This window comes from Pseudooceanicola sediminis, assembly GCF_003575965.1.
In the GTDB taxonomy this organism is placed as follows: Bacteria; Pseudomonadota; Alphaproteobacteria; order Rhodobacterales; family Rhodobacteraceae; genus Pseudooceanicola; species Pseudooceanicola sediminis.
On sequence record NZ_QWJJ01000001.1, the window covers coordinates 194,445 to 213,981 of the forward strand.

A 19,537-nucleotide genomic window follows, 5' to 3' on the forward strand; every position below is an offset into this window, starting at 1 on the left:
GATGCACCCGCCATGCAGGCCGTCGCGACACCCGCCAGGGACGGCCCTCGCACCCCTCGCCCGCATCCCCCGTCGGCGCGCATTGTTCAAAATACAGATAAACCCTCGGGCGGCGTAACTTCGTCTTAACGGCCCCGGTTCTATCACCGCTCTAACGCAATGGAACGATGGGAGTCCGGCATGTATTTGCTCCGCCCGCTTGCCACAGGCAGGTGGCCATGACCGAGCCACTGGTCCTACAACAAAAGCTGGATCTTCCAGCCGCAGCACCACTGGCAGAAGAGCTCAAGGCGCGCCTCAATGGCGATGTCGTGATCGATGCCGGTCAGGTTACGCATATTGGCGCCTTGTGTCTGCAGGTTCTGCTTGCCGCTGCGACGTCGCTGAAGGCGGCAGATCACAGCATGAGTTTGACCAACGTGAATGATCGCCTGGTCGAACAACTGGCCCAGATGGGCTTTTCCCCCGAAACCGTGGCGGAGGGCCGGGTATGACACTGACAGTTCTGGCGGTCGACGACAGCCGTACGATGCGCGACATGATCCGTATGGCACTGATGCCCGCAGGATTTACCGTGCACCTTGCCGAAGACGGCATTCACGGGATCGAGGTGCTCGGCGGGATCAACCCCGACGATATCGATGCCATCATTACCGATATTAACATGCCGCGCATGGATGGGTTCGGGTTCATTGATGCCGTGCGCGAACAGGACGATCACCGGGCAACCCCCATCCTGGTGCTGACCACGGAAAGCTCTCAGGAGCTGAAGATGCGCGCCAGAGAGGCCGGCGCCACCGGGTGGATCGTCAAACCTTTCGATCCGGCCAAGCTGGTCAAGGCCCTGCAAATGGTTGCCGGATAGGAGCGCGATTATGTCCGAACAGAATGATCCGATGGCAGAAATCAGGGCCTCGTTCTTCATCGAATGTGAAGAACTGCTCGAGGCTCTGCAAGACGGCCTTCAGGAACTTGACGATGGCGCCGATGACCCGGAAACGATCAACGTCGTGTTCCGTGCGGTCCATTCGATCAAGGGCGGTGCCGGGGCATTCGGCCTCGAGGCACTTGTGCGCTTTGCACACCGCTATGAAACTGTTCTGGACGAGGTGCGGGCCGGGCGCATGACGCCCGACAGCGACTCCATGAAACTGTTCTTCCTCGCGGCGGACCACGTTTCCGACCTGGTGCGCGCCTGCCGGGACGAAGCCCCTATCCCCGAAGCCACCAGCGACGAACTGCTTGTCCGCCTCGACGCCCTTCTCGGGGACGAGGTCGAGGAGGAGGAGGCCGACGCCGCCGATTTTACGCCCCTCGGCTTTTCCATGTCCCTCGACCTCCCCGAGATCGAGCCGGAACTGAACAGCTTCGAGATCCGCTTCAAACCCGAGCAGGAAATCTTTGCCACGGGCAATGAACCTGCCACACTGCTACGCAATCTGTGCGGACTCGGCACCGCGACGGTGCGTTGCAACACCAGCGATCTGCCGGACCTCGAAGACCTGGCCCCCGAAGCCCCCTATATCGAATGGATCATCTCGCTTCAGACCGAGGCTGCCGAGGCCGAGGTCCGCGACATCTTCGAATTCGTCGATGGGCTCTGCGTGCTGGAAATCACTGGCACCAAATCCGGTGATGACGGCGACGTTGCCCCGACCGAGAGTATCGAGACCGAAGTCGAGGTTGAGCAAGCCATTGCCGCGCCGACCGCGATCGCGCCGGTTTCTGTTCCCAAAAAGCCGCAAGGCACCAAGCCAGCCTCCGACACCGAAGACAGCGGTGCCGACCCTGAGAGCAAGAAAGCCGCCGCGCCCGCCGCCAAATCCGTGGTGCGCGTCGATCTGGAGCGGATCGAGCGGCTCGTGAACCTCGTGGGCGAGCTGGTCATCAATCAGGCCATGTTGTCCCAAAGCCTCGACGAGGCCGGCCTCTCGCCACACTCGGACGCCATGAACGGGCTGGAAGAGTTCCAGCGCCTGACCCGCGACATTCAGGACAGCGTGATGATGATCCGCGCGCAGCCGGTCAAATCCCTGTTCCAGCGGATGTCCCGGATTGTGCGCGAAGCGTCGGCCGCGGTTGAGAAAGAAGTGCGCCTGGTCACAGAAGGCGAAGGAACAGAGGTCGACAAGACCGTCATCGAACGCCTGGCCGACCCCTTGACCCACATGATCCGCAATGCCGTCGATCATGGCCTCGAAATATCTGAAAAACGATTGGCCAATGGCAAGTCACGTGCGGGCACCGTCACACTGATGGCCGCGCACCGCTCCGGTCGTGTCATAATCGAGGTCACGGATGACGGCGCCGGTATCAACCGCGAACGCGTGCTGGAAATCGCCGTCTCCAAGGGGTTGGTCCCGCCCGATGTGCAGCTTACCGATGGCGAGATTGACAACCTCTTGTTCCTGCCGGGGTTTTCCACTGCCAGCCAGGTGTCGGCCTTGTCTGGGCGCGGCGTCGGCATGGATGTGGTCAAGACCTCGATCCAATCGCTCGGCGGGCGCATCTCGATCTCGTCTGAGGCCGGCAAGGGGACCAAGTTCTCGATCAGCCTGCCCCTGACGCTTGCCGTTCTGGATGGGATGGTCGTGAACGTCGCCGGTGAAACGCTGGTGTTGCCGCTGAACGTCGTGGTCGAAACGCTCTCTCTGGGTCCGGATGATGTGCAGATGCTTCGCCCCGGCGCCTATGTGGTCAAGGTCAGGGGCGGATTTGTCCCGCTCTACGATCTGGGCGTCATGCTGGGCTACCGGGCGCAGCGCAAAACAGATGCCGGCGCGATTGTCCTGCTCATTTCCCTCGAAGACGGCAGCCGCGCGGCGCTGATCATCGACGGCATTCAGGATCAACGGCAGGTCGTGATCAAGGGGCTGGACGACAGCTTCTATCGCGCCCCGGGAATCGCGGCTGCCACGATCCTTGGCGACGGTCAGATTGCTCTCATTCTGGACCCGGCGGATATCATCGCCGGCCTGGGTAACCCGCGCGGTGCGGACATCATGCTTTCGGAAAGGAAGATCGCAAATGAGTGATCAGGGACAGACAAACGACCTGGAGCTGCTCACGTTTCGTGTAGCTGACCAGGAATATTCGCTGGATATCATGTCGGTGCGTGAAATCCGCGGTTGGACACGGACAACACCGATGCCCCATGCGCCTGATTTCATGCGCGGCGTGATCAACCTGCGCGGCACTGTGCTGCCGGTGATGGATCTGGCGCGGCGGCTGAACCTGCCCTCCCAGGAAACCAATGACCGCAACGTCATCATCGTGGTCAAGCTTCAGGGAACGCTGACGGGGCTCCTGGTCGACGCCGTGTCCGACATCGTCGCCATCACCGAGGACGACTTGCAGGTTCCGCCCGATATCTCATCCGATCCGCAGTTGTCCGTCGTGCGCGCCCTGACAGTCATCGATGATCGCATGATCCGTGTTCTGGATCTCAGGGCTGTTGTTCCCGCCACGAGTGATGAGGCGGCATGACCAATATGGGGCGGGATACTTCGACGATCGCGATGGACACGCAGTCCTTCAACGCGATTGCCGCTCTGGCCAAGGAAGAGGCCGGGCTCGTCCTGCCGACTGGCAAGATGACCATGGTGCAATCGCGCCTGCGCAAACGCCTCGTTGAAACCGGGCAGCAGGATTATGAAAGCTACTGCAAATTCGTCTGTTCCGCCGCCGGTGCAGAGGAACGGCGGTACATGATCTCTGCCCTCACCACGAATGTCTCTCATTTCTTCCGCGAATCTCATCACTTCGACATCTTGCGGACCAGAGTTCTGCCAGTTCTGTTGCAAAAGGCCCGGAATGGCGAGCGGATCAGGATATGGTCCGCCGGGTGTTCCAGCGGCCAGGAGCCATATTCAATTTCGATGTGCCTTCAGGCCGCCGCGCCTGAACTGGCCCAACGGGATGTGTTGATCCTGGGCACGGATATCGACCCCGCGATCCTGGAAAAGGCCGAGGCGGCGGAATATTCCGAACAGCAGATTGCCGGGATACCGGATGACATGCGGCGCAACTATCTGGAATTCGACAAGGCCAAGCAGACGTATCAGGTCACGCCTGCGATCAAACGCCTTGTTCGTTTCCGAGAGCTGAACCTGCTGCGCGACTGGCCGATGAAGGGGCAATTCGACGTCGTCTTCTGCCGCAACGTCGTCATCTACTTCGACCCGGAAACGCAGGCCTCGCTCTGGCCCCGGTTCCGGCAACGTATCAACAATGACGGCTGGATCTTTCTCGGCCATTCGGAACGGATTGCCGACTCGGCTCTCTCTCTTTTTGAACCCAACGGAATGACGGCTTATCGGGTTGCCGGTTCCAAAGCATCCTCAGTCGGGAAGGAATGATTGAATGGCTTTGCGAGACCAGATCAGAATCATGGTTGTTGATGACATGTCCACCAGTCGGGGCCTGATTACCCAGGCGCTGGACGCCTTCGGCATCGGCAATGTCGCTTCGGCCTCCGACGGGGCCGGCGCACTGAAAGAGCTTGAAAGCAAGCCGGTCCACCTGGTCATCTCTGACTACAACATGCCCGGCATGGACGGTTTGCAACTGCTGCACCAACTGCGAAGCGGTCCGAAAACCAAGGGGGTCGGATTCATCCTGATTACGGGCAAGGCTGACAAGGCGATCATCGATCACGGCAAAAAGCTGGGTATGAATAACTTTCTCAAGAAACCGTTTGAACCCAACGATCTACGCGCTTGTATCGAAGCGGTCGTCGGACGCCTGTAATGCCCCAGTCCGGTCAGAGCACGTCCGACAGCAATCCGTCGGACCCGATCAATATCTCGGCGGCTGACCTTGCCTCCGTCCTTGCAGGCCAGGTTTCCGGCTTGCAGGGCATGACCTCGGGATTGGAAGAGGCGCTGTCCGCCAGCTTGTGTTCCTGCAACCCCCTGACCGAAGCAGCCTTTGTCACCTTTCAGCGCATCGACTACATGCGCCAATCTCTGAAAGATATCGAAGGTTTGCTATTGGAATTCGGGCCAAACCTCGATTGGCTCGACCGAAGTGCGATCACCAGAGAGGCGTTTTCAAGATCCGTCGACATGGCGGCCAGCATCACTCCGATGCTGGGTGGAACAACCACACCACCACCGCCCGATCCCAACAGCGAAGCCGGAGAGCTGGACCTTTGGTAGCAGACAAATCCGCATTATCTGACCACAGGTAACCGCCGGCCATCTTTACGCCCTTCGGCCGTGGCCGGAGGGCCGTTTCGCTTTGGCGCCCAATTTCTTACGCTGGATCACCATAACTGGAGTACAGCCAGAAATCGTGTTCAATCGATATAAGATGTATTTGAAAAACAGGTTACTGACTGGCAAGTCAAATATGACTGCCGAATGGAGCGAATGCGCCTCCAGTCACAATAGATCCGCAATCAAGCGGTGCAAAAACACCATGCCAATTCCACAGTGACGGGTACAGGTGGTCTCACCTACTCGACAATGGCGCGCCAGTCGGGCTAGATCGCTTTCAATCAAACATCTGTTTCGCGTCGGGCACTCGCCTTGACGGACCAATGAATGCGAGTGCGTTTTGATCAGTGCGAAAGTGGAGGGCGTAAGGGAATGATGCGCCGGGAATACCTGGAACAGCTTACAAATGCTCAATCAATCGAAGAGCTTTGGATTATCCATTGCGCCAAGATGGCTGAGTTCGGCTTTGATCGGCTCTTGTATGGGTTCACCCGTTACCGCACTTCGACCTCTCTGGGTGATCCCGAAGATTTTGTCATTCTGACAAATCATTCCTCCGAATATCGTGAGAAATTTCTCGATAGCGGTCTTTATTTCCATGCGCCCATGGTACGTTGGGCCCTGGACAACGAAGGCGCCTGTTCCTGGCGTATTCTCAGCGAGATGACGGCCAGCGGCACCCTGACCGAAAGCGAACGCAAGGTGATCGCGTTCAACAAGTCGATGGGGGTGACGGCGGGCTATTCGATCTCGTTCAAATCCATCTCGCCGCGCACCAAAGGGGCGATTGCCCTGACTGCGGCCCGCGACATGTCGCAGGCCAGTGTCGATGCCATCTGGGCGGAACATGGCCGCGATATCGTGATCATGAACAACGTCGCGCACCTCAAGATCCTGTCCCTGCCCTATTACGGCCCGGCAAGGGAATTGACCCGCCGCCAGAGAGAGGCGCTGGAGTGGGTCGGCGATGGCAAGACGACTCAGGATATTGCGCTGTTGATGGGGCTGACGCCGGCGACGGTGGAAAAGCATCTGCGCCTGGCCCGCGATACACTGAACGTCGAAACGACCGCCCAGGCCGTGCTCAAGGCGGCCTTCCTGAATCAGATGTTCATCTTCGACGCCTGAAACGGCCTTCCCCTGAAAAAATTGCGCTTTTATCCCACCTTGGCGTCGGCTCTCCGCGCGCTGAGCCGCTTTGGCATAGATTAATTAACCTAAGGTAAGGATTCCCCTACTTTCGACCGACCGATAAAAAATACATTATGCAGAGGTTCCGTGAGTGGTGGCATTTAGGCCATGGGACACCGGCCCGTACCCCTGCGATCACAGGGCTAGACGCGCCGACCGGGAAACCGGACGCCGGTTGAAAGGTGTATTGATCAGCTTTTCTTCCGGCACAGCAGCGGCGGTAACGTTACATCCCCGTTTCAACGCCCCCGTTGCTCAATTGGCGGTGCCGGTTGTCCCGACCGGCACCGTTTCCGCCTGTCGATCTGCGCCATACCGGTGGCCTCGGCCAATTTCTCGTCCAGACAACGGCGTCTCGACAATGGAAAAGGGCCGAAGGTTTCCCCCCGGCCCCGATCAGATACAGCAGCGTGCGTGATCCGAAACGGATCAGCCCTTGGCGGCTTTCGCCACTTCGGCTGCGAAATCTTCGACTTCCTTCTCGATGCCTTCGCCGACTTCCAGACGTACAAAGCCGACAACTTCGACACCGGCTTCCTTGGCCGCGGCCTCGACCGTCAGGTCGGGGTTGATGACAAAGGCCTGGCCCAGCAGCGTGACTTCGCCGAGGAATTTCTTCATCCGGCCCTTGATCATGTTCTCGATGATCGCTTCGGGCTTGCCGGATTCACGGGCCTGCTCGGTCAACACCGAACGCTCGCGCTCGATCAGCGCCGGGTCCAGATCCGCTTCGCCCAGCGACGCCGGGTTGGCGGCGGCGATGTGCATCGCGACCTGGCGGCCGAAGTCTTCGTTCGACCCCTTCAGCGCAACCAGCACGCCGATCTTGCCCATGCCGTCGGCGACAGCGTTGTGCACGTAGGACACGACCTGCTCGCCTTCGATCGACGCCATCCGGCGCAGGGTCATGTTTTCGCCGATGGTGGCGATCTTGTCGGTGATCAGCGTTTCAACAGCCTTGCCGTTGACTTGCGCCGTTTTCAGCGCTTCGACATCGGACACGCCAAGCGCGGCAGTTGCGATCGAGGCAACCATTTGCTGGAATTCGGCGTTCTTGCCGACGAAATCGGTTTCCGAGTTCACTTCGACAGCAACACCTTTGCCACCTTCGACCGCCAGGGCAACAAGGCCCTCGGCAGCGGTACGGCCGGCTTTCTTGGCGGCTTTCGCCAGGCCCTTGGTGCGCAGCCAGTCAACGGCAGCTTCGGTATCGCCGTCGGTTTCGGTAAGCGCCTTCTTGGCATCCATCATGCCTGCGCCGGTCATCTCGCGCAGTTCTTTAACCTGAGCAGCAGTGATCGCCATGGGGGATCTCCTTACGGTCTGAAATGGGGTCCGGCCGCGGATATCACGCGGCCGGTGACAGGTCTGTAACGGCCCGCCCCAAAAATGCGCATGGGCACCGGGGTGGGCCGAAATCCTTAGGCTTCTGCGACAGTCTCTTCGACCGGCGCGTCAACGAACTCGCCCATGTCGACGCCGGCGGCGCCCAGCTGAGCGGTCATGCCGTCAAGCGCGGCGCGCGATGCCAGGTCGCAGTACAGCGAAATGGCGCGTGCAGCGTCGTCGTTGCCGGGGATGATATAGTCGATGCCGTCGGGCGAGCAGTTGGTGTCGACGATGGCGACAACGGGAATGCCCAGCTTCTTGGCTTCCAGGATGGCCAGCGCCTCTTTCTTGACGTCGATGACGAAAAGAAGGTCGGGAACGCCGCCCATTTCACGGATACCGCCCAGCGACGCCTGCAGTTTGGTCTGCTCGCGTTCCATGCCCAGACGCTCTTTCTTGGTCAGGCCTTCGGCGCCGCCCTCGAGCTTCTCGTCAACTTCCTTCAGGCGGTTGATCGACTGGGAAACGGTTTTCCAGTTGGTCAGCGTGCCGCCCAGCCAACGGTGGTTCATGTAATATTGTGCGCATTTTTCAGCGGCTTCCGCGATCGGCGCGGCGGCCTGGCGCTTGGTGCCAACGAACAGAACGCGGCCGTTTTTCGCGACGGTGTCACGGATGACGTTCAGTGCAGCGTCCAGCATCGGCAGGGTCTGCGTCAGATCCATGATGTGGATGCCGTTGCGCGCGCCGTAGATGAACTCGCCCATACGGGGGTTCCAGCGTTGCGTCTGGTGGCCAAAGTGAACGCCGGCTTCAAGCAGCTGACGCATGGTGAACTCAGGAAGAGCCATGTCTATATCCTTTCCGGTTTACGCCTTGGCGAGGGGTGTGAACCAGAGCGGCCCGTTGCGGGGCCCCTCAGGTCAACCGGTGGACGCATGGGGATGTCTCTCCCGTAGGCCCGCCCCCGCCTGCGGGATTGAGTGGCGCTGCATTACACGCCCTTTCCCCCGTTGGCAACCCCGCTGGTGCCCGGGGCCGACCGAAGCTGTGGGACCAGGGGCACCAGAGGGCCCATGCGCACTGCGCCCGGGTGCTGCGATCCGGCATTTTCCTTGCGCTTCTTCAAGACAGCGCTAACAAGGCGCCATGAAAAGAGACCCCGACATCCTGTGTATCGGCGCCGTCCTGTGGGACATCATCGGGCGCTCCGCCAGCCACATGCGCCAAGGCTCCGACGTGCCCGGCCGCATCACCCGCCTGCCCGGCGGCGTGGCGATGAACATTGCCATGACGCTGGCCCGCTTCGGGATGCACCCGGCGCTGCTGACCGCGATCGGGCGCGACCCCGAGGGCGACGAACTGGTGCGCGCCTGCGCCGATCTGGGCATGGACACGACCTATATCTACCGGTCGGACGATCTGCCCACCGATCGCTACATGGCGGTCGAGGGCGCGAATGGCCTGATCGCCGCCGTGGCCGATGCCCATTCCCTCGAATCCGCCGGGGCCAAGATCCTGCGCGCCCTCAACGACGGCACGCTCGGGTCCGCCGATGCGCCCTATAGCGGTCCGGTGGCCCTCGATGGCAACCTGACACTGCACCTGCTGGAAGAAATCGCCGCCTCTCCCGCCTTTGCACAGGCCGACCTGCGCGTCGCCCCCGCCTCGCCCGGCAAGGCCGAACGTCTGCGCCCCTTCCTGACGCATGGTCGCGCGCTGCTCTACGTGAACCTTGAGGAGGCGGGCCTGCTCTGCCAGCGCGAATTCACGACGTCCGAGGCCGCCGCCGCCGGACTGCTGAAGCGCGGCGCGACCCGCGTGCTGGTGACCGATGGCGGCGGCGCGGCCTGCGATGGCACCGCCGACGGGCTGATCACCCAGGCCCCGCCCGCCGTTCTGGTGACCCGCGTCACCGGCGCGGGCGATACGTTCATGGCCGCCCATATCGTGGCCGAGGCCGAGGGCGCGCCGCGCGAAGAGGCGCTGCAACGTGCCCTGATGGCCGCCGCCCGCTATGTCAGCGGCGACACCGCGCTTTAGTGCGCCTTCATTCGACGGGCCGTTCACGCGGCCCGGCATTTTCCGACGAACCGACCACCGAACAAAGGACATCCCATGGCGATGATCACCAAATCGACCGAGCTGCTGAAAGCCCAGGAAAACGGCCTGCCCGTCGTTGCGCTGGAAAGCACGATCATCACGCACGGAATGCCCTTTCCGCAAAACCTGGAAACCGCGCGCATGGTCGAAGATGACATTCGCGCCGCCGGCGCGGTGCCTGCCACCATGGCGGTGATCGACGGCACGCTGCACGCCGGGCTGGAACCTGACCAGTTGGAGGCCCTCGCCCAGGCCCGCGATGTCGACAAGGTCAGCCGCGCCGACATGGCCGTGTGCATGTCCCTCGGGCGCACCGGCGCCACCACGGTCGCGGCCACCATGATCGCCGCCCGCCTTGCCGGGATCTCGGTCTTTGCCACGGGGGGCATCGGCGGCGTGCACCGCGGGGCCGAGGATACCTTCGACATCTCCGCCGATCTGGCCGAGCTGGGCCAGACCGCCGTGACGGTCGTCGCCGCCGGCGCCAAGGCCATCCTCGACGTGCCGAAAACGCTTGAGGTGCTGGAAACCTACGGCGTGCCCGTCATCGCCTACGGTCAGCCCGACATGCCCGCCTTCTGGTCGCGCCACTCAGACCTGCCCGCCCCGCTCAGCATGTCCAGCGCCCAGGACATCGCCAAAGCCCACCGGATGCGCGCCGCCCTCGGCCTGCCCGGTGGTCAGCTTGTCGCCAACCCGGTCCCCGAAGAGGACGAGATCCCGGCCGCGCAGATCAACCCGATCATCGCGCAGGCCCTGGCCGAGGCCACAGAACAGGGCATCACCGCCAAGCAGGTCACGCCCTTCCTGCTGCAACGCATCTTCGAGCTGACCGAGGGCCGCTCGCTGGTCACCAACATCGCCCTGGTGCGCAACAACGCCCGCCTTGCCGCTGAAATCGCCCATCATCTTGTCTGAGCAGGGGGTAAAGCCCCTGACCGGCAAGAATAAACCGCGCGCCCCATTGCCGCCCCTCACGCCAGTGCATAGGTTCATCTGCGACGCCTCACCCCTCCTGTCCGGAACATAAATGAACGACCCGCTCCAAGATAATTCCCCCAGCAAGCCCAAGCTGTTCGCCCGCCTCCGCTCGTCCTTCCTGACGGGGATCGTGGTGATCCTGCCCGTGGCGCTCACCATATGGCTGCTGTGGTCGCTGCTGGGCTGGGTCGACGGATTCGTGCTGCCGCTGGTCCCCGAACGCTTCCAGCCCGAGGAATATATCGGCATCAACCTGCGTGGCGTGGGGATCATCTTCTTCCTGATCTTCACCATCATCATCGGTTGGGTCGCCAAGGGGCTGATCGGGCGCTCTCTGATCCGGTACGGCGAAAGCATCGTCGACCGCATGCCGGTCGTCCGCTCGATCTACTCGGGCGTGAAACAGATCGCGGAAACCGTCTTTGCCCAGCAGGAACGCAGCTTTGAACAGGCGTGCCTCGTGCAATATCCGCGCCGCGGGGTCTGGGCCATCGGCTTTGTCTCGACCGAGGCAAAGGGCGAAATTGCCATGCGCGCGGAAACCGGATCGCGCCTGCTGTCGGTCTTCGTGCCCACCACACCGAACCCGACCTCCGGCTTCCTGCTCTACTTCCCCGAAGAAGACGTCTCGATCCTCGACATGACGATCGAGGATGCGGCCAAGCTGGTGATCTCTGCCGGGCTGGTTTACCCCACCCCGAAAGACCCCGCCAAACCGCTGGGCCGCGCGGCGAAATAGGCCACGCGGCACCAGCTTGGGCACATACGTCAGATCAGATCAGTTGAACATCTCTTTCAGGTTCACGGTCGACACCTTGTTCAGATCGTCGCGATGCGCGGCCAGAAACGCATCCGCCGAGGCCCGCCCGGCGGCTTTCAGCGCGTTCAGCAGATAGGCGTTCGGGAACATCTTGGTCACCATCGACAGATCCAGCATGATCTCGTCGTCCGAGATCATGTGAACCAGCACGTGTTTCTTGTCGGTCCGACTGATCACGCCCTCCTCGATCAGCCGCTGCACGTATTCGACAGCCCGCAATTCGCGCAACAGCGATGAATTGAAGCTGATTTCGTTGATCCGGTTCTGGATCTGCGTCGGCATCATCGGCACTTCGTCACGTTCCAGCGGATTGATATTGACGATCATCACATCGTCGGGCAAGTCCTTGCGATACAACGGAAACAGCGCCGGGTTGCCGCTGTATCCGCCATCCCAGAAGGCCTCCATCCGGCCCGATTTCTCGTCAAAGAACTCGACCGCCGTGAACACCGTCGGCAAACAGGCCGAGGCCAGCAGCGCCTCGGTCGTCAGCTCCTCGTTGCTGAACACGCGGATCTTGCCGTCACGCACCTTGGTGGCACAGACGAACAGCTCCGGCCCCGTCCCATCATGCACCGCCGTGAAATCGAACGACTCGACGATCTTGCGAAGCGGGTTGCGATAGAACGGCCCAAGCGCATAGGGCGTCGTCACCAGCGCCAGCATGTCCGATATCGTGCCCGCATAGGACATCTCCATCGCGCGGCCGATGTCCATGCTGCCCGGGACCGGCACGCCCGCCATCATCCAGGGCCACAGCCCGCTTTCCTTGACTGCGCCCATCTGTGCCCAGAACCAGTCCAGTTCGGCCCGCGCGCCCTCTCGGCCGCCCTTGACCCACCCGGCTTTCAGCGCCGCGCCGTTCATCGCACCGGCCGAGGTTCCCGACATCGCCGCGATCTCAAGGTCCTCGTCTTCCAGCAGCCGGTCCAGAACGCCCCAGGTATAGGCGCCATGCGCGCCGCCGCCCTGAAGCGCCAGGTTGATCCGTTTCTTTTCTGCCATCGCATGTTCTCCTGACGGATCGCGGCGCGGCCTCCACCCAACGTGGCGGCACGCGCAACGACAAGCCTGCCGATCCTAGCATTTGCTGCACCGCAGCGAAAGCGGGGATCGGCGCGCCCGCAGGACGCAGGTGCGCCGCCGGACCGCCTGCGTTATTCCGCCGTCCAGCCGCCGTCGACGGAAATCGACGTCCCGGTGATCTGATCCGCGCTCGGCGAACACAGGAAGGTCGCGATGCCGCCGATCTGCTCGACCGTGGCGAATTCCTTGCTGGGTTGCTTGGCCAGGATGACCTTCTCGATCACCTCGTCCTCGCTCATGTCGTATTCCTTGGCGGTGTCGGGGATCTGCGCCTCGACCAGCGGGGTCAGCACGTAGCCGGGACAGATCGCGTTGACGGTGATGCTGTCCTTGGCGGTTTCCAGCGCGACGGTCTTGGTCATGCCCAGAATGCCATGCTTGGCGCTGACATAGGCGGATTTGAACGGGCTGGCGCGCAGACCATGGGCGCTGGCGATGTTGATGATCCGACCCCACCCGGCCTTGCGCATATGCGGCAACGCGGCGGCGGTGGTGTGAAACGACGAACTCAGGTTGATGGCGATGATCGCATCCCATTTCTCGACGGGGAATTCGTCGATCGGCGCGACATACTGAATGCCGGCGTTGTTCACCAGGATATCACAGCCGGGCGCCTTTTCGATCAGGGCGCGGCACTGATCGCCCTTCGACATATCCGCCTGAATATAGATCGCCTTGACGCCGAACTCTGCCGCCAGGTCGCTGGCGATCTTGTGATCCGCCTCCGTGTCGCTGAACGAATTCAGCACCACATCCGCGCCGGCGCGTGCCAGCTCCTTCGCGACGCCCAGCCCGATGCCGGAGGTGGAGCCTGTGACGATGGCCGTCTTGCCGCTCAAACTCATGGCTAATCTCCTTGTCTCATCCGGACCACCCGGATCCCTGCTTCGACAATAATGCTGCGCGCGCGAAAAGCGAGGGGGTCGCGCCATCTGGCCACGGGCAATCGCCACTTCGTGACCCCGCGCGAGGCGACGAGAGGCGCCAGGACCCGCCCCGGGGCAAGCGCGGGCGTCGGCGCGCAAACGGCCTGGACACCCGCGAACGCCGTGCGGATACCACCGCCCAAACACCGTACAGATACCGTTCAGATACCGCTCAAATACCGACGTTGCGGATCGCCGCCGCACCGGACTTTCGGCACAAAAAAAACGCCAGCGCGAAGCTGGCGTTCAGTTATTGAGGCAGGTTTCATACAGGCAAGAAACCTATCGAGCAGTGACCCCTTTATAGGCGTTATGACGCCGTCATGGAAGCTAAAAGTTTGAAAAGACGTGAATCCGAAGTTACGGTTCCCGCCAAACAAACAAGGGCAGAGCAGGAACGTGCAGCACATGAGAGCGGATTTTTTCCTTAACGGTCCTCTGAAAACGCTCGGTATCGGGCTGATGACCGCCTGCTCGATTCTCGCCACGGCTGCGCAGGCTGAACCGCAACACGCCATAGCTATGTATGGCGACCCCGCCCTGCCACCGGATTTTGTATCCCTGCCCTACGTCAATCCCGATGCGCCGATCGGCGGAACGCTGGTGGATGGCAACACCGGCGGCTTTGATTCCCTCAATCCCTTCATCGTGCGTGGCACCCCGCCCTGGCAGCTGCGATTTCTGACGCACGAGTCGCTGATGTATCGCAGCCAGGACGAACCCTTCACCGTCTACGGCCTGCTGGCCGAATCGGTCGAGACGGGTCCGAATCGCGATTGGGTCGAATTCACCCTGCGCCCCGAGGCGCATTTTTCCGACGGCAGCCCCGTCACGGCACAGGATGTGATCTGGTCCTACGAGACGCTGGGCACCGATGGCAACGCCCGCTACCTCGGCCTGTGGTCGTCGATCGACACCATCGAACAGACCGGCCCCCGCAAGGTCCGCCTGACGTTCAAGACCGACAACCGTGAACTGGCGCTGGTGGCCGGTCTGCTGCCCATCCTGAAAAAGGCGCAATGGCAGGACAAGGATTTCACCAAGTCCGGCCTGACGGAAATTCCAGTAGGGTCAGCACCTTACGTCGTCGACAGCTTTGTCGCGGGCCGCAATGTCGTGCTGAAGCGTGACCCCGATTACTGGGGCAAGGATCTGCCCGTGCGCCGTGGCACCAACAATATCGACACGATCCGCATCGAATTCTACGGTGATCAGAACGTATTGTTCGAGGCGTTCAAGGCGGGCAACATCAGCTTCATCCGCGAATTCAACGCCGAAAAATGGGCGCGTGACTATGACTTTCCCGCGGTGCAGCGCGGCGATATCATCCAGACCGAAATTCCCAGCCAACGCCCCTCCGGCATCACCGGTTTCGTGATGAACACCCGCCGCGCGCCCTTTGATGACATCCGCGTGCGCGACGCGCTGATCCATGCCTTCAATTTCGAATACATTAACGAAACGATCACCGGGGGACGGCAGCCGCGCATCACGTCGTATTTTTCCCACTCCGAACTGGGCATGCGCGCGGGTCCGGCGACGGGACGCGTAAAAGAGTTGCTGGAGCCTTATGCCGCCGAACTGCCCGAAGGCGCACTTGAGGGGTATGCCCTGCCACAGGGCGATGGCTCGGCCCGCAATCGCAGGAACCTCGCCGCCGCCGCGAATGAACTCGAAGCCGCCGGATGGACCGTGACGAACGGCAAGCGTGTCAATGCCGCAGGCCAGCCCCTGCGCTTCGACATCCTGTTGCGCCAGGGCGATCAACAGAACCAGTCGATCATCGATATTTACCTCAAGGCATTGGAACGATTGGGAATTGATGCCCGCGTCACCACCGTCGACGACGCCCAATACACCATGCGCGTCCAGGATTTCGATTTCGACATGACGGATATCCGGCGTCAGTTTTCGCTGTCCCCGGGCAATGAACAGCGCCTCTACTGGGGCACGGCCACGGCCGACGAACCCGGCTCGCGCAACCTGATGGGCATCAGGAGCCCGGCCGCAGACGCCATGATCGACGCCATGCTGCAAAGCCGCAGCACCGAAGATTTCACCGCCGCCGTGCGCGCGCTTGATCGCATCCTGACCACCGGCCGCTATGTCATCCCGATCTTCCTGTTCGATACGGGTCGCATTGCCCACGTCAAGGATCTGACCTGGTCCGGCAAGGTGCCGATTTATGGCGATGGCGTGAATTTCATGCCCGAAACCTGGTATTTCGCAGGCGACTAGCCGCGCGTCTGCGAAAGCCTCGGAACGTCACCGGCTGCCCCGCGTTGTCCTTGCAACAGCAAAAGGATGACAGACATGCAATGGATCGCCATTTCCCAACATTGGACCGCCTTTATTCCGGCCATCCTGCAACGCTGGCCCGAGGCCGAAGAAGATGACCTGATCTCGCTCGACGGGACGCAGACATCTCTGGCCTCCTACCTGGCAAAGAAAACCGGCCGCCCGATTTCAGACCTGGACGAGGAGCTGGAGGAGTGGCGCGCAGGCGCGACGCCTGCGGATGTGCGCATGGACGAGAGCGAAGACATGCGCAATATCGATGCTTCGGCGCGCTATGTCCCGGTGGGGGAAAACCCGTCGGATGACGATGCCGCCTTTGGTGACGACGGGGTGGAGCCAAGCCCGGTCGGGCGCGCGGGCTGAGGCCGCGGCGGCCTCCGGCGGGGGTATTTCTGGCCAGATGACACTGGAGCCGCGCGGCCCCGATCGCAGGAAAGTGCACCGCCGCAGAGGGGCGTGTAGGTGCAGGCGGGCAAATCCGCCCGGGGGTCGCGGCCTTTGGGTGTCCCGCGTCACGCCAGCGAGGTGACCCAGAGGATCGTGGCGTCATCCTCGCTCAGCGAGACGACGTTGTGCCCCATCGAGGCGTCGTAATAGGCGCTGTCGCCCCGGCGCATTTCTATGGGTTCGTAGAATTCGGTATAGAGGCGGATGACGCCTGTCAGCACGTAGAGGAATTCCTCTCCGTCGTGGCGCACCCAGCCGTCGAATTCCTCCATCGTGCGGGCGCGGATGCGGGCGCGATAGGGCAGCATCTGCTTTTTCACCAGGGAGGCGGCGAGCAGTTCATGCTCGTAGGTGGCCGTCGCGTAGGCGCTGCCGTCCCCGGACCTGGTGAAGGCCATCCGGCCCATGACCTGTGCCGCCCTGGGGGGCGTGAACAATTGCGGGACCGAGATGTTCAGGCCCGTGGCCAGTTTCTTCAATGCCTCGTAGGTCGGTGACATCTGGCCGTTTTCGATCTTGGACAGGGTGGAACGGGCAAGGCCGGCCTGGGCGGCGGCCTGTTCCAGTGTCCAGTCGCGGGCCTTGCGCAATTCGCGCACCCGTTCGCCGAGGTCCAGCGGCACGGCGCTGGCCTCTTCTCCGCTTTCGCGGGCGATCCGGATCAGTTGGCGAGGGTCGGTTTCTGTCATGCCATTGGCTATAGGCAGGCGTTGCGCCGCTGGCAACTGTCCTGCAGTTTCTTGTTCGCCCGCGCCTGCCTTCCTGCTCTTGCCAGTAGACGCGGCATTGCCTAGCAAGATCCCATGCAATCCGTTTTCGATCAGGGGGCCTGTGCGCCCTGCCCTGCGAGCTTCAACCTGGCGGCATATGTCCTGGCCCCGGCTGCGACGCGGCCCGACAAGCTGGCGCTGGCCATCCTCGGCGCCGGTCAGGCGGAACGCTGGACCTTTGCACGACTGGAGGCGGCGGTGCGTGGCACCGCGACCGGGCTGCTGGCGCAGGGCCTGGCACCGGGCGACCTGGTGGTGCTGCGCCTCGGCAACACCGTCGATTTTCCAATCGCCGATCTGGGGGCGATTGCTGCCGGCCTGGTGCCGGTGCCGACGTCGGCCCAGCTGACAGCACCCGAAGTGGCGCGGATGATCGCGAGCCTGCGCCCCGCCGCCATCCTGCACGCACCGGGTGTCGCCTGTCCCCAAACGCCCTGTCCTGTCATCTCCACAAGCGCCTTGCGTGCCATGCGCGATTTGGTGCCCGCGCCCTACGCGATGGGCGATCCCGATCGCCTTGCCTATGTCGTGTTTACATCTGGCACCTCGGGACGGCCGCGCGCCGTGGCCCATGCGCATCGCGCGATCTGGGCGCGTCGGATGATGCACCACGGATGGTATGGCCTGGGCGGGGACGACCGCCTGATGCATGCCGGGGCCTTCAACTGGACCTTCACCCTGGGCACAGGGTTGATGGACCCCTGGTCTGTCGGAGCGACCGCGCTGATCCCGGCCACGGGCATCGCGCCGCACCAGTTACCCGGGTTGATGCAGCAGCACGAGGTCACGTTGTTTGCCGCCGCCCCCGGCGTCTATCGCAAGATCCTGCAGGCGCATCCCCGCATCGATCTGCCGCACCTGCGCCACGGCCTCGCGGCGGGAGAGAAGCTGTCGGCGACGATCCGTGAGGGCTGGCGCAAGGCCACCGGCGGCGGCGCTATTCACGAGGCGTTCGGCATGTCGGAATGTTCGACCTTCATTTCCGCCAGTCCCGCATCCCCCGCCGCACCCGGTGCGCTTGGCGCCCCGCAGCAGGGGCGCCGCGTGGCGCTGCTGGCCGGGGATGGCACCCCTGTGCCACTGGGCGCCGTCGGCACCATCGCCGTCCATGCCAGCGATCCCGGCCTGATGCTGGGCTATCTGAATGCGCCCGAGGACACCGCGGCGCGCTATTCGGGGGACTGGTTCGTGACCGGCGACCTTGGCACCATGGACGCCAGCGGCCAGATCACCTATCAGGGCCGCGCCGATGACATGATGAACGCCGGCGGCTACCGCGTCTCGCCGATCGAGGTTGAGGCGGCTCTGGCCGATCTGCCCGGCATCACCGAAATCGGCGTGACAGAGGTGGAGGTCAAAACCGATGCCCGCCTCATCGTCGCCTTCTACACCGGGCCGCAGGCGCTGCCCGACGATATGCTTCACCAGGCCGCCGCGACCCGGCTGGCCCGCTACAAACAACCGCGCGCTTTCCTGCATGTGTCCGACCTGCCGCGCAATCCGAACGGAAAGCTGCAACGCCGCGCCCTTGGCGCGCTATGGGAGGCCCACATTGTCCGTCAAGCTTGATATCCTGTCCGATCCGATCTGCCCCTGGTGCTATATCGGCAAGACCCAGCTGGACCGCGCGCTGGCGCAGCGTCCGGCGCATCCCTTCGTCATCGAATGGCACCCGTTCCAGCTGAACCCCGACATGCCGCGCGAAGGCATGGGGCGGCGCGACTACCTGGTCGGCAAATTCGGCGAAGACGGCGCGGACCGCGCCTATGGCCAGATCGCCGAGCACGCGCGCAGCCTCGGGATCGAGGCGGATTTCGACGCGATCACCCGCACGCCCAACACGCTGGACGCGCATCGCCTGATCCATTGGGCCGGGCTGGAAAACTGCCAGGGGCCCGTGATCGACGGCCTGTTCGCCGCCAATTTCCGCGAAGGCCGCGACATCGGCCAGCATGACGTTCTGGCGGATATCGCCGACAGCGCCGGCATGGACGCCGCCCTGGTCACGCGCCTGCTGCAATCGGACGCCGATGTGCAGGCCATCCGCGACCGCGATGCCCATTCGCGCCAGATGGGCGTCAATTCGGTCCCCACCTTCATCGTCGCCAACAAGCACGCGGTGCCGGGCGCGCAGCCGGTCGAACTCTGGCTCAAGGTCATCGACGAGATCGCGCAGCAGATCGCCGCCGATGACACAGCAGACGACACAGCAGATGACACCGCAGAGGCTGCCGGCACGGCCGCGCCGCGCGGCCCCGGGGATACCACCCCCGAATAATGCCTGTCATCCCGGATGGGGCGGTGCCTGCACTGGCCCGTTCCGCGCCGGATTGCGTGGCGCGCGGGGCCAGCTGTTCATTTGCGCAC

General features: G+C 62.6%; 20 protein-coding genes. 15 read left to right on the forward strand and 5 right to left on the reverse strand.

The annotated features are described in order from the left end of the window. Nucleotides 1-218 precede the first annotated feature (218 nt). From DL237_RS00875 to DL237_RS00910, 8 genes are all read left to right on the forward strand, one after another. Complete coding sequence (locus tag DL237_RS00875) at nt 219-494, forward strand: STAS domain-containing protein (RefSeq protein WP_158585571.1); 276 nt, start codon at nt 219-221, stop codon at nt 492-494. After that, the gene (locus tag DL237_RS00880; protein ID WP_119397123.1) at nt 491-865 is read left to right on the forward strand and encodes a response regulator; all 375 of its coding nucleotides are present in this window, start codon (nt 491-493) and stop codon (nt 863-865) included. Before DL237_RS00875 ends, DL237_RS00880 begins: the two co-directional genes overlap by 4 nt. A 10-nt stretch (nt 866-875) precedes the next feature. Beyond that, nucleotides 876-3,035, forward strand: coding sequence for a chemotaxis protein CheA (locus tag DL237_RS00885; RefSeq protein WP_119397124.1), 2,160 nt, complete (start codon nt 876-878; stop codon nt 3,033-3,035). Beyond that, the gene (locus DL237_RS00890; RefSeq protein WP_119397125.1) at nt 3,028-3,486 is read left to right on the forward strand and encodes a chemotaxis protein CheW; all 459 of its coding nucleotides are present in this window, start codon (nt 3,028-3,030) and stop codon (nt 3,484-3,486) included. Before DL237_RS00885 ends, DL237_RS00890 begins: the two co-directional genes overlap by 8 nt. Then, a complete protein-coding gene (locus DL237_RS00895; protein WP_119397126.1) occupies nt 3,483-4,358 on the forward strand; it encodes a CheR family methyltransferase in 876 nt (291 codons plus the stop codon). Before DL237_RS00890 ends, DL237_RS00895 begins: the two co-directional genes overlap by 4 nt. Nucleotides 4,359-4,362: 4 nt before the next feature. Then, nucleotides 4,363-4,749 carry a response regulator gene (locus DL237_RS00900; RefSeq protein WP_119397127.1) on the forward strand — a complete coding sequence of 129 codons (387 nt, stop codon included), beginning with the start codon at nt 4,363-4,365 and terminating at the stop codon, nt 4,747-4,749. Next, nucleotides 4,749-5,159 carry a hypothetical protein gene (locus tag DL237_RS00905; RefSeq protein WP_119397128.1) on the forward strand — a complete coding sequence of 137 codons (411 nt, stop codon included), beginning with the start codon at nt 4,749-4,751 and terminating at the stop codon, nt 5,157-5,159. The genes DL237_RS00900 and DL237_RS00905 overlap by 1 nt, the downstream gene beginning before the upstream one ends. A 432-nt stretch (nt 5,160-5,591) precedes the next feature. After that, a complete protein-coding gene (locus DL237_RS00910) occupies nt 5,592-6,347 on the forward strand; it encodes a helix-turn-helix transcriptional regulator (protein ID WP_119397129.1) in 756 nt (251 codons plus the stop codon). A 492-nt stretch (nt 6,348-6,839) separates the two neighbouring features. Here DL237_RS00910 and tsf read toward each other — a convergent pair whose 3' ends face one another. Together tsf and rpsB are read right to left on the reverse strand one after the other, a co-directional pair. Further along, complete coding sequence (tsf, locus tag DL237_RS00915; RefSeq protein ID WP_119397130.1) at nt 6,840-7,715, reverse strand: translation elongation factor Ts; 876 nt, start codon at nt 7,713-7,715, stop codon at nt 6,840-6,842. 116 nt (nt 7,716-7,831) lie between these two features. Further along, nucleotides 7,832-8,590: a 30S ribosomal protein S2 gene (gene rpsB, locus DL237_RS00920; protein ID WP_119397131.1), complete on the reverse strand. Its 759-nt coding sequence runs from the start codon at nt 8,588-8,590 to the stop codon at nt 7,832-7,834. Nucleotides 8,591-8,888: 298 nt separating this feature from the next. Between rpsB and DL237_RS00925 the strand changes: the two genes are divergently transcribed. The 3 genes from DL237_RS00925 to DL237_RS00935 all read left to right on the forward strand — a co-directional run bounded on the left by DL237_RS00925 (nt 8,889) and on the right by DL237_RS00935 (nt 11,562). After that, on the forward strand, nt 8,889-9,782 hold the full coding sequence (locus tag DL237_RS00925; RefSeq protein WP_119397132.1) for a PfkB family carbohydrate kinase: 894 nt from the start codon (nt 8,889-8,891) through the stop codon (nt 9,780-9,782). Nucleotides 9,783-9,857: 75 nt separating this feature from the next. Then, nucleotides 9,858-10,760 carry a pseudouridine-5'-phosphate glycosidase gene (locus tag DL237_RS00930; protein ID WP_119397133.1) on the forward strand — a complete coding sequence of 301 codons (903 nt, stop codon included), beginning with the start codon at nt 9,858-9,860 and terminating at the stop codon, nt 10,758-10,760. A gap of 112 nt (nt 10,761-10,872) precedes the next feature. Continuing rightward, nucleotides 10,873-11,562: a DUF502 domain-containing protein gene (locus DL237_RS00935; protein ID WP_119397134.1), complete on the forward strand. Its 690-nt coding sequence runs from the start codon at nt 10,873-10,875 to the stop codon at nt 11,560-11,562. 39 nt (nt 11,563-11,601) lie between these two features. On the opposite strand, the gene DL237_RS00940 is transcribed toward DL237_RS00935, so the two are convergent. After that, complete coding sequence (locus tag DL237_RS00940) at nt 11,602-12,648, reverse strand: patatin-like phospholipase family protein (protein WP_119397135.1); 1,047 nt, start codon at nt 12,646-12,648, stop codon at nt 11,602-11,604. 152 nt (nt 12,649-12,800) lie between these two features. Next, on the reverse strand, nt 12,801-13,574 hold the full coding sequence (locus tag DL237_RS00945; protein ID WP_119397136.1) for a 3-hydroxybutyrate dehydrogenase: 774 nt from the start codon (nt 13,572-13,574) through the stop codon (nt 12,801-12,803). Between the two features lie 489 nt (nt 13,575-14,063). On the opposite strand from DL237_RS00945, the gene DL237_RS00950 reads away from it, so the two are divergent. Together DL237_RS00950 and DL237_RS00955 are read left to right on the forward strand one after the other, a co-directional pair. Next, nucleotides 14,064-15,893, forward strand: a complete 1,830-nt coding sequence (locus DL237_RS00950; RefSeq protein WP_119397137.1) for an extracellular solute-binding protein — start codon at nt 14,064-14,066, stop codon at nt 15,891-15,893. A gap of 75 nt (nt 15,894-15,968) precedes the next feature. Further along, nucleotides 15,969-16,316, forward strand: coding sequence for a hypothetical protein (locus DL237_RS00955; protein WP_119397138.1), 348 nt, complete (start codon nt 15,969-15,971; stop codon nt 16,314-16,316). Between the two features lie 149 nt (nt 16,317-16,465). Here the strand turns inward: DL237_RS00955 and DL237_RS00960 are convergent, their stop codons facing one another. Then, on the reverse strand, nt 16,466-17,089 hold the full coding sequence (locus tag DL237_RS00960; RefSeq protein ID WP_119397139.1) for a helix-turn-helix domain-containing protein: 624 nt from the start codon (nt 17,087-17,089) through the stop codon (nt 16,466-16,468). Between the two features lie 114 nt (nt 17,090-17,203). Here DL237_RS00960 and DL237_RS00965 point away from each other — a divergent pair, with 114 nt between their 5' ends. Both DL237_RS00965 and DL237_RS00970 read left to right on the forward strand, forming a co-directional pair. Next, nucleotides 17,204-18,739: a class I adenylate-forming enzyme family protein gene (locus DL237_RS00965; RefSeq protein WP_119397140.1), complete on the forward strand. Its 1,536-nt coding sequence runs from the start codon at nt 17,204-17,206 to the stop codon at nt 18,737-18,739. After that, nucleotides 18,723-19,448 carry a DsbA family oxidoreductase gene (locus DL237_RS00970; RefSeq protein ID WP_233544817.1) on the forward strand — a complete coding sequence of 242 codons (726 nt, stop codon included), beginning with the start codon at nt 18,723-18,725 and terminating at the stop codon, nt 19,446-19,448. Before DL237_RS00965 ends, DL237_RS00970 begins: the two co-directional genes overlap by 17 nt. Nucleotides 19,449-19,537: the final 89 nt, after the last annotated feature.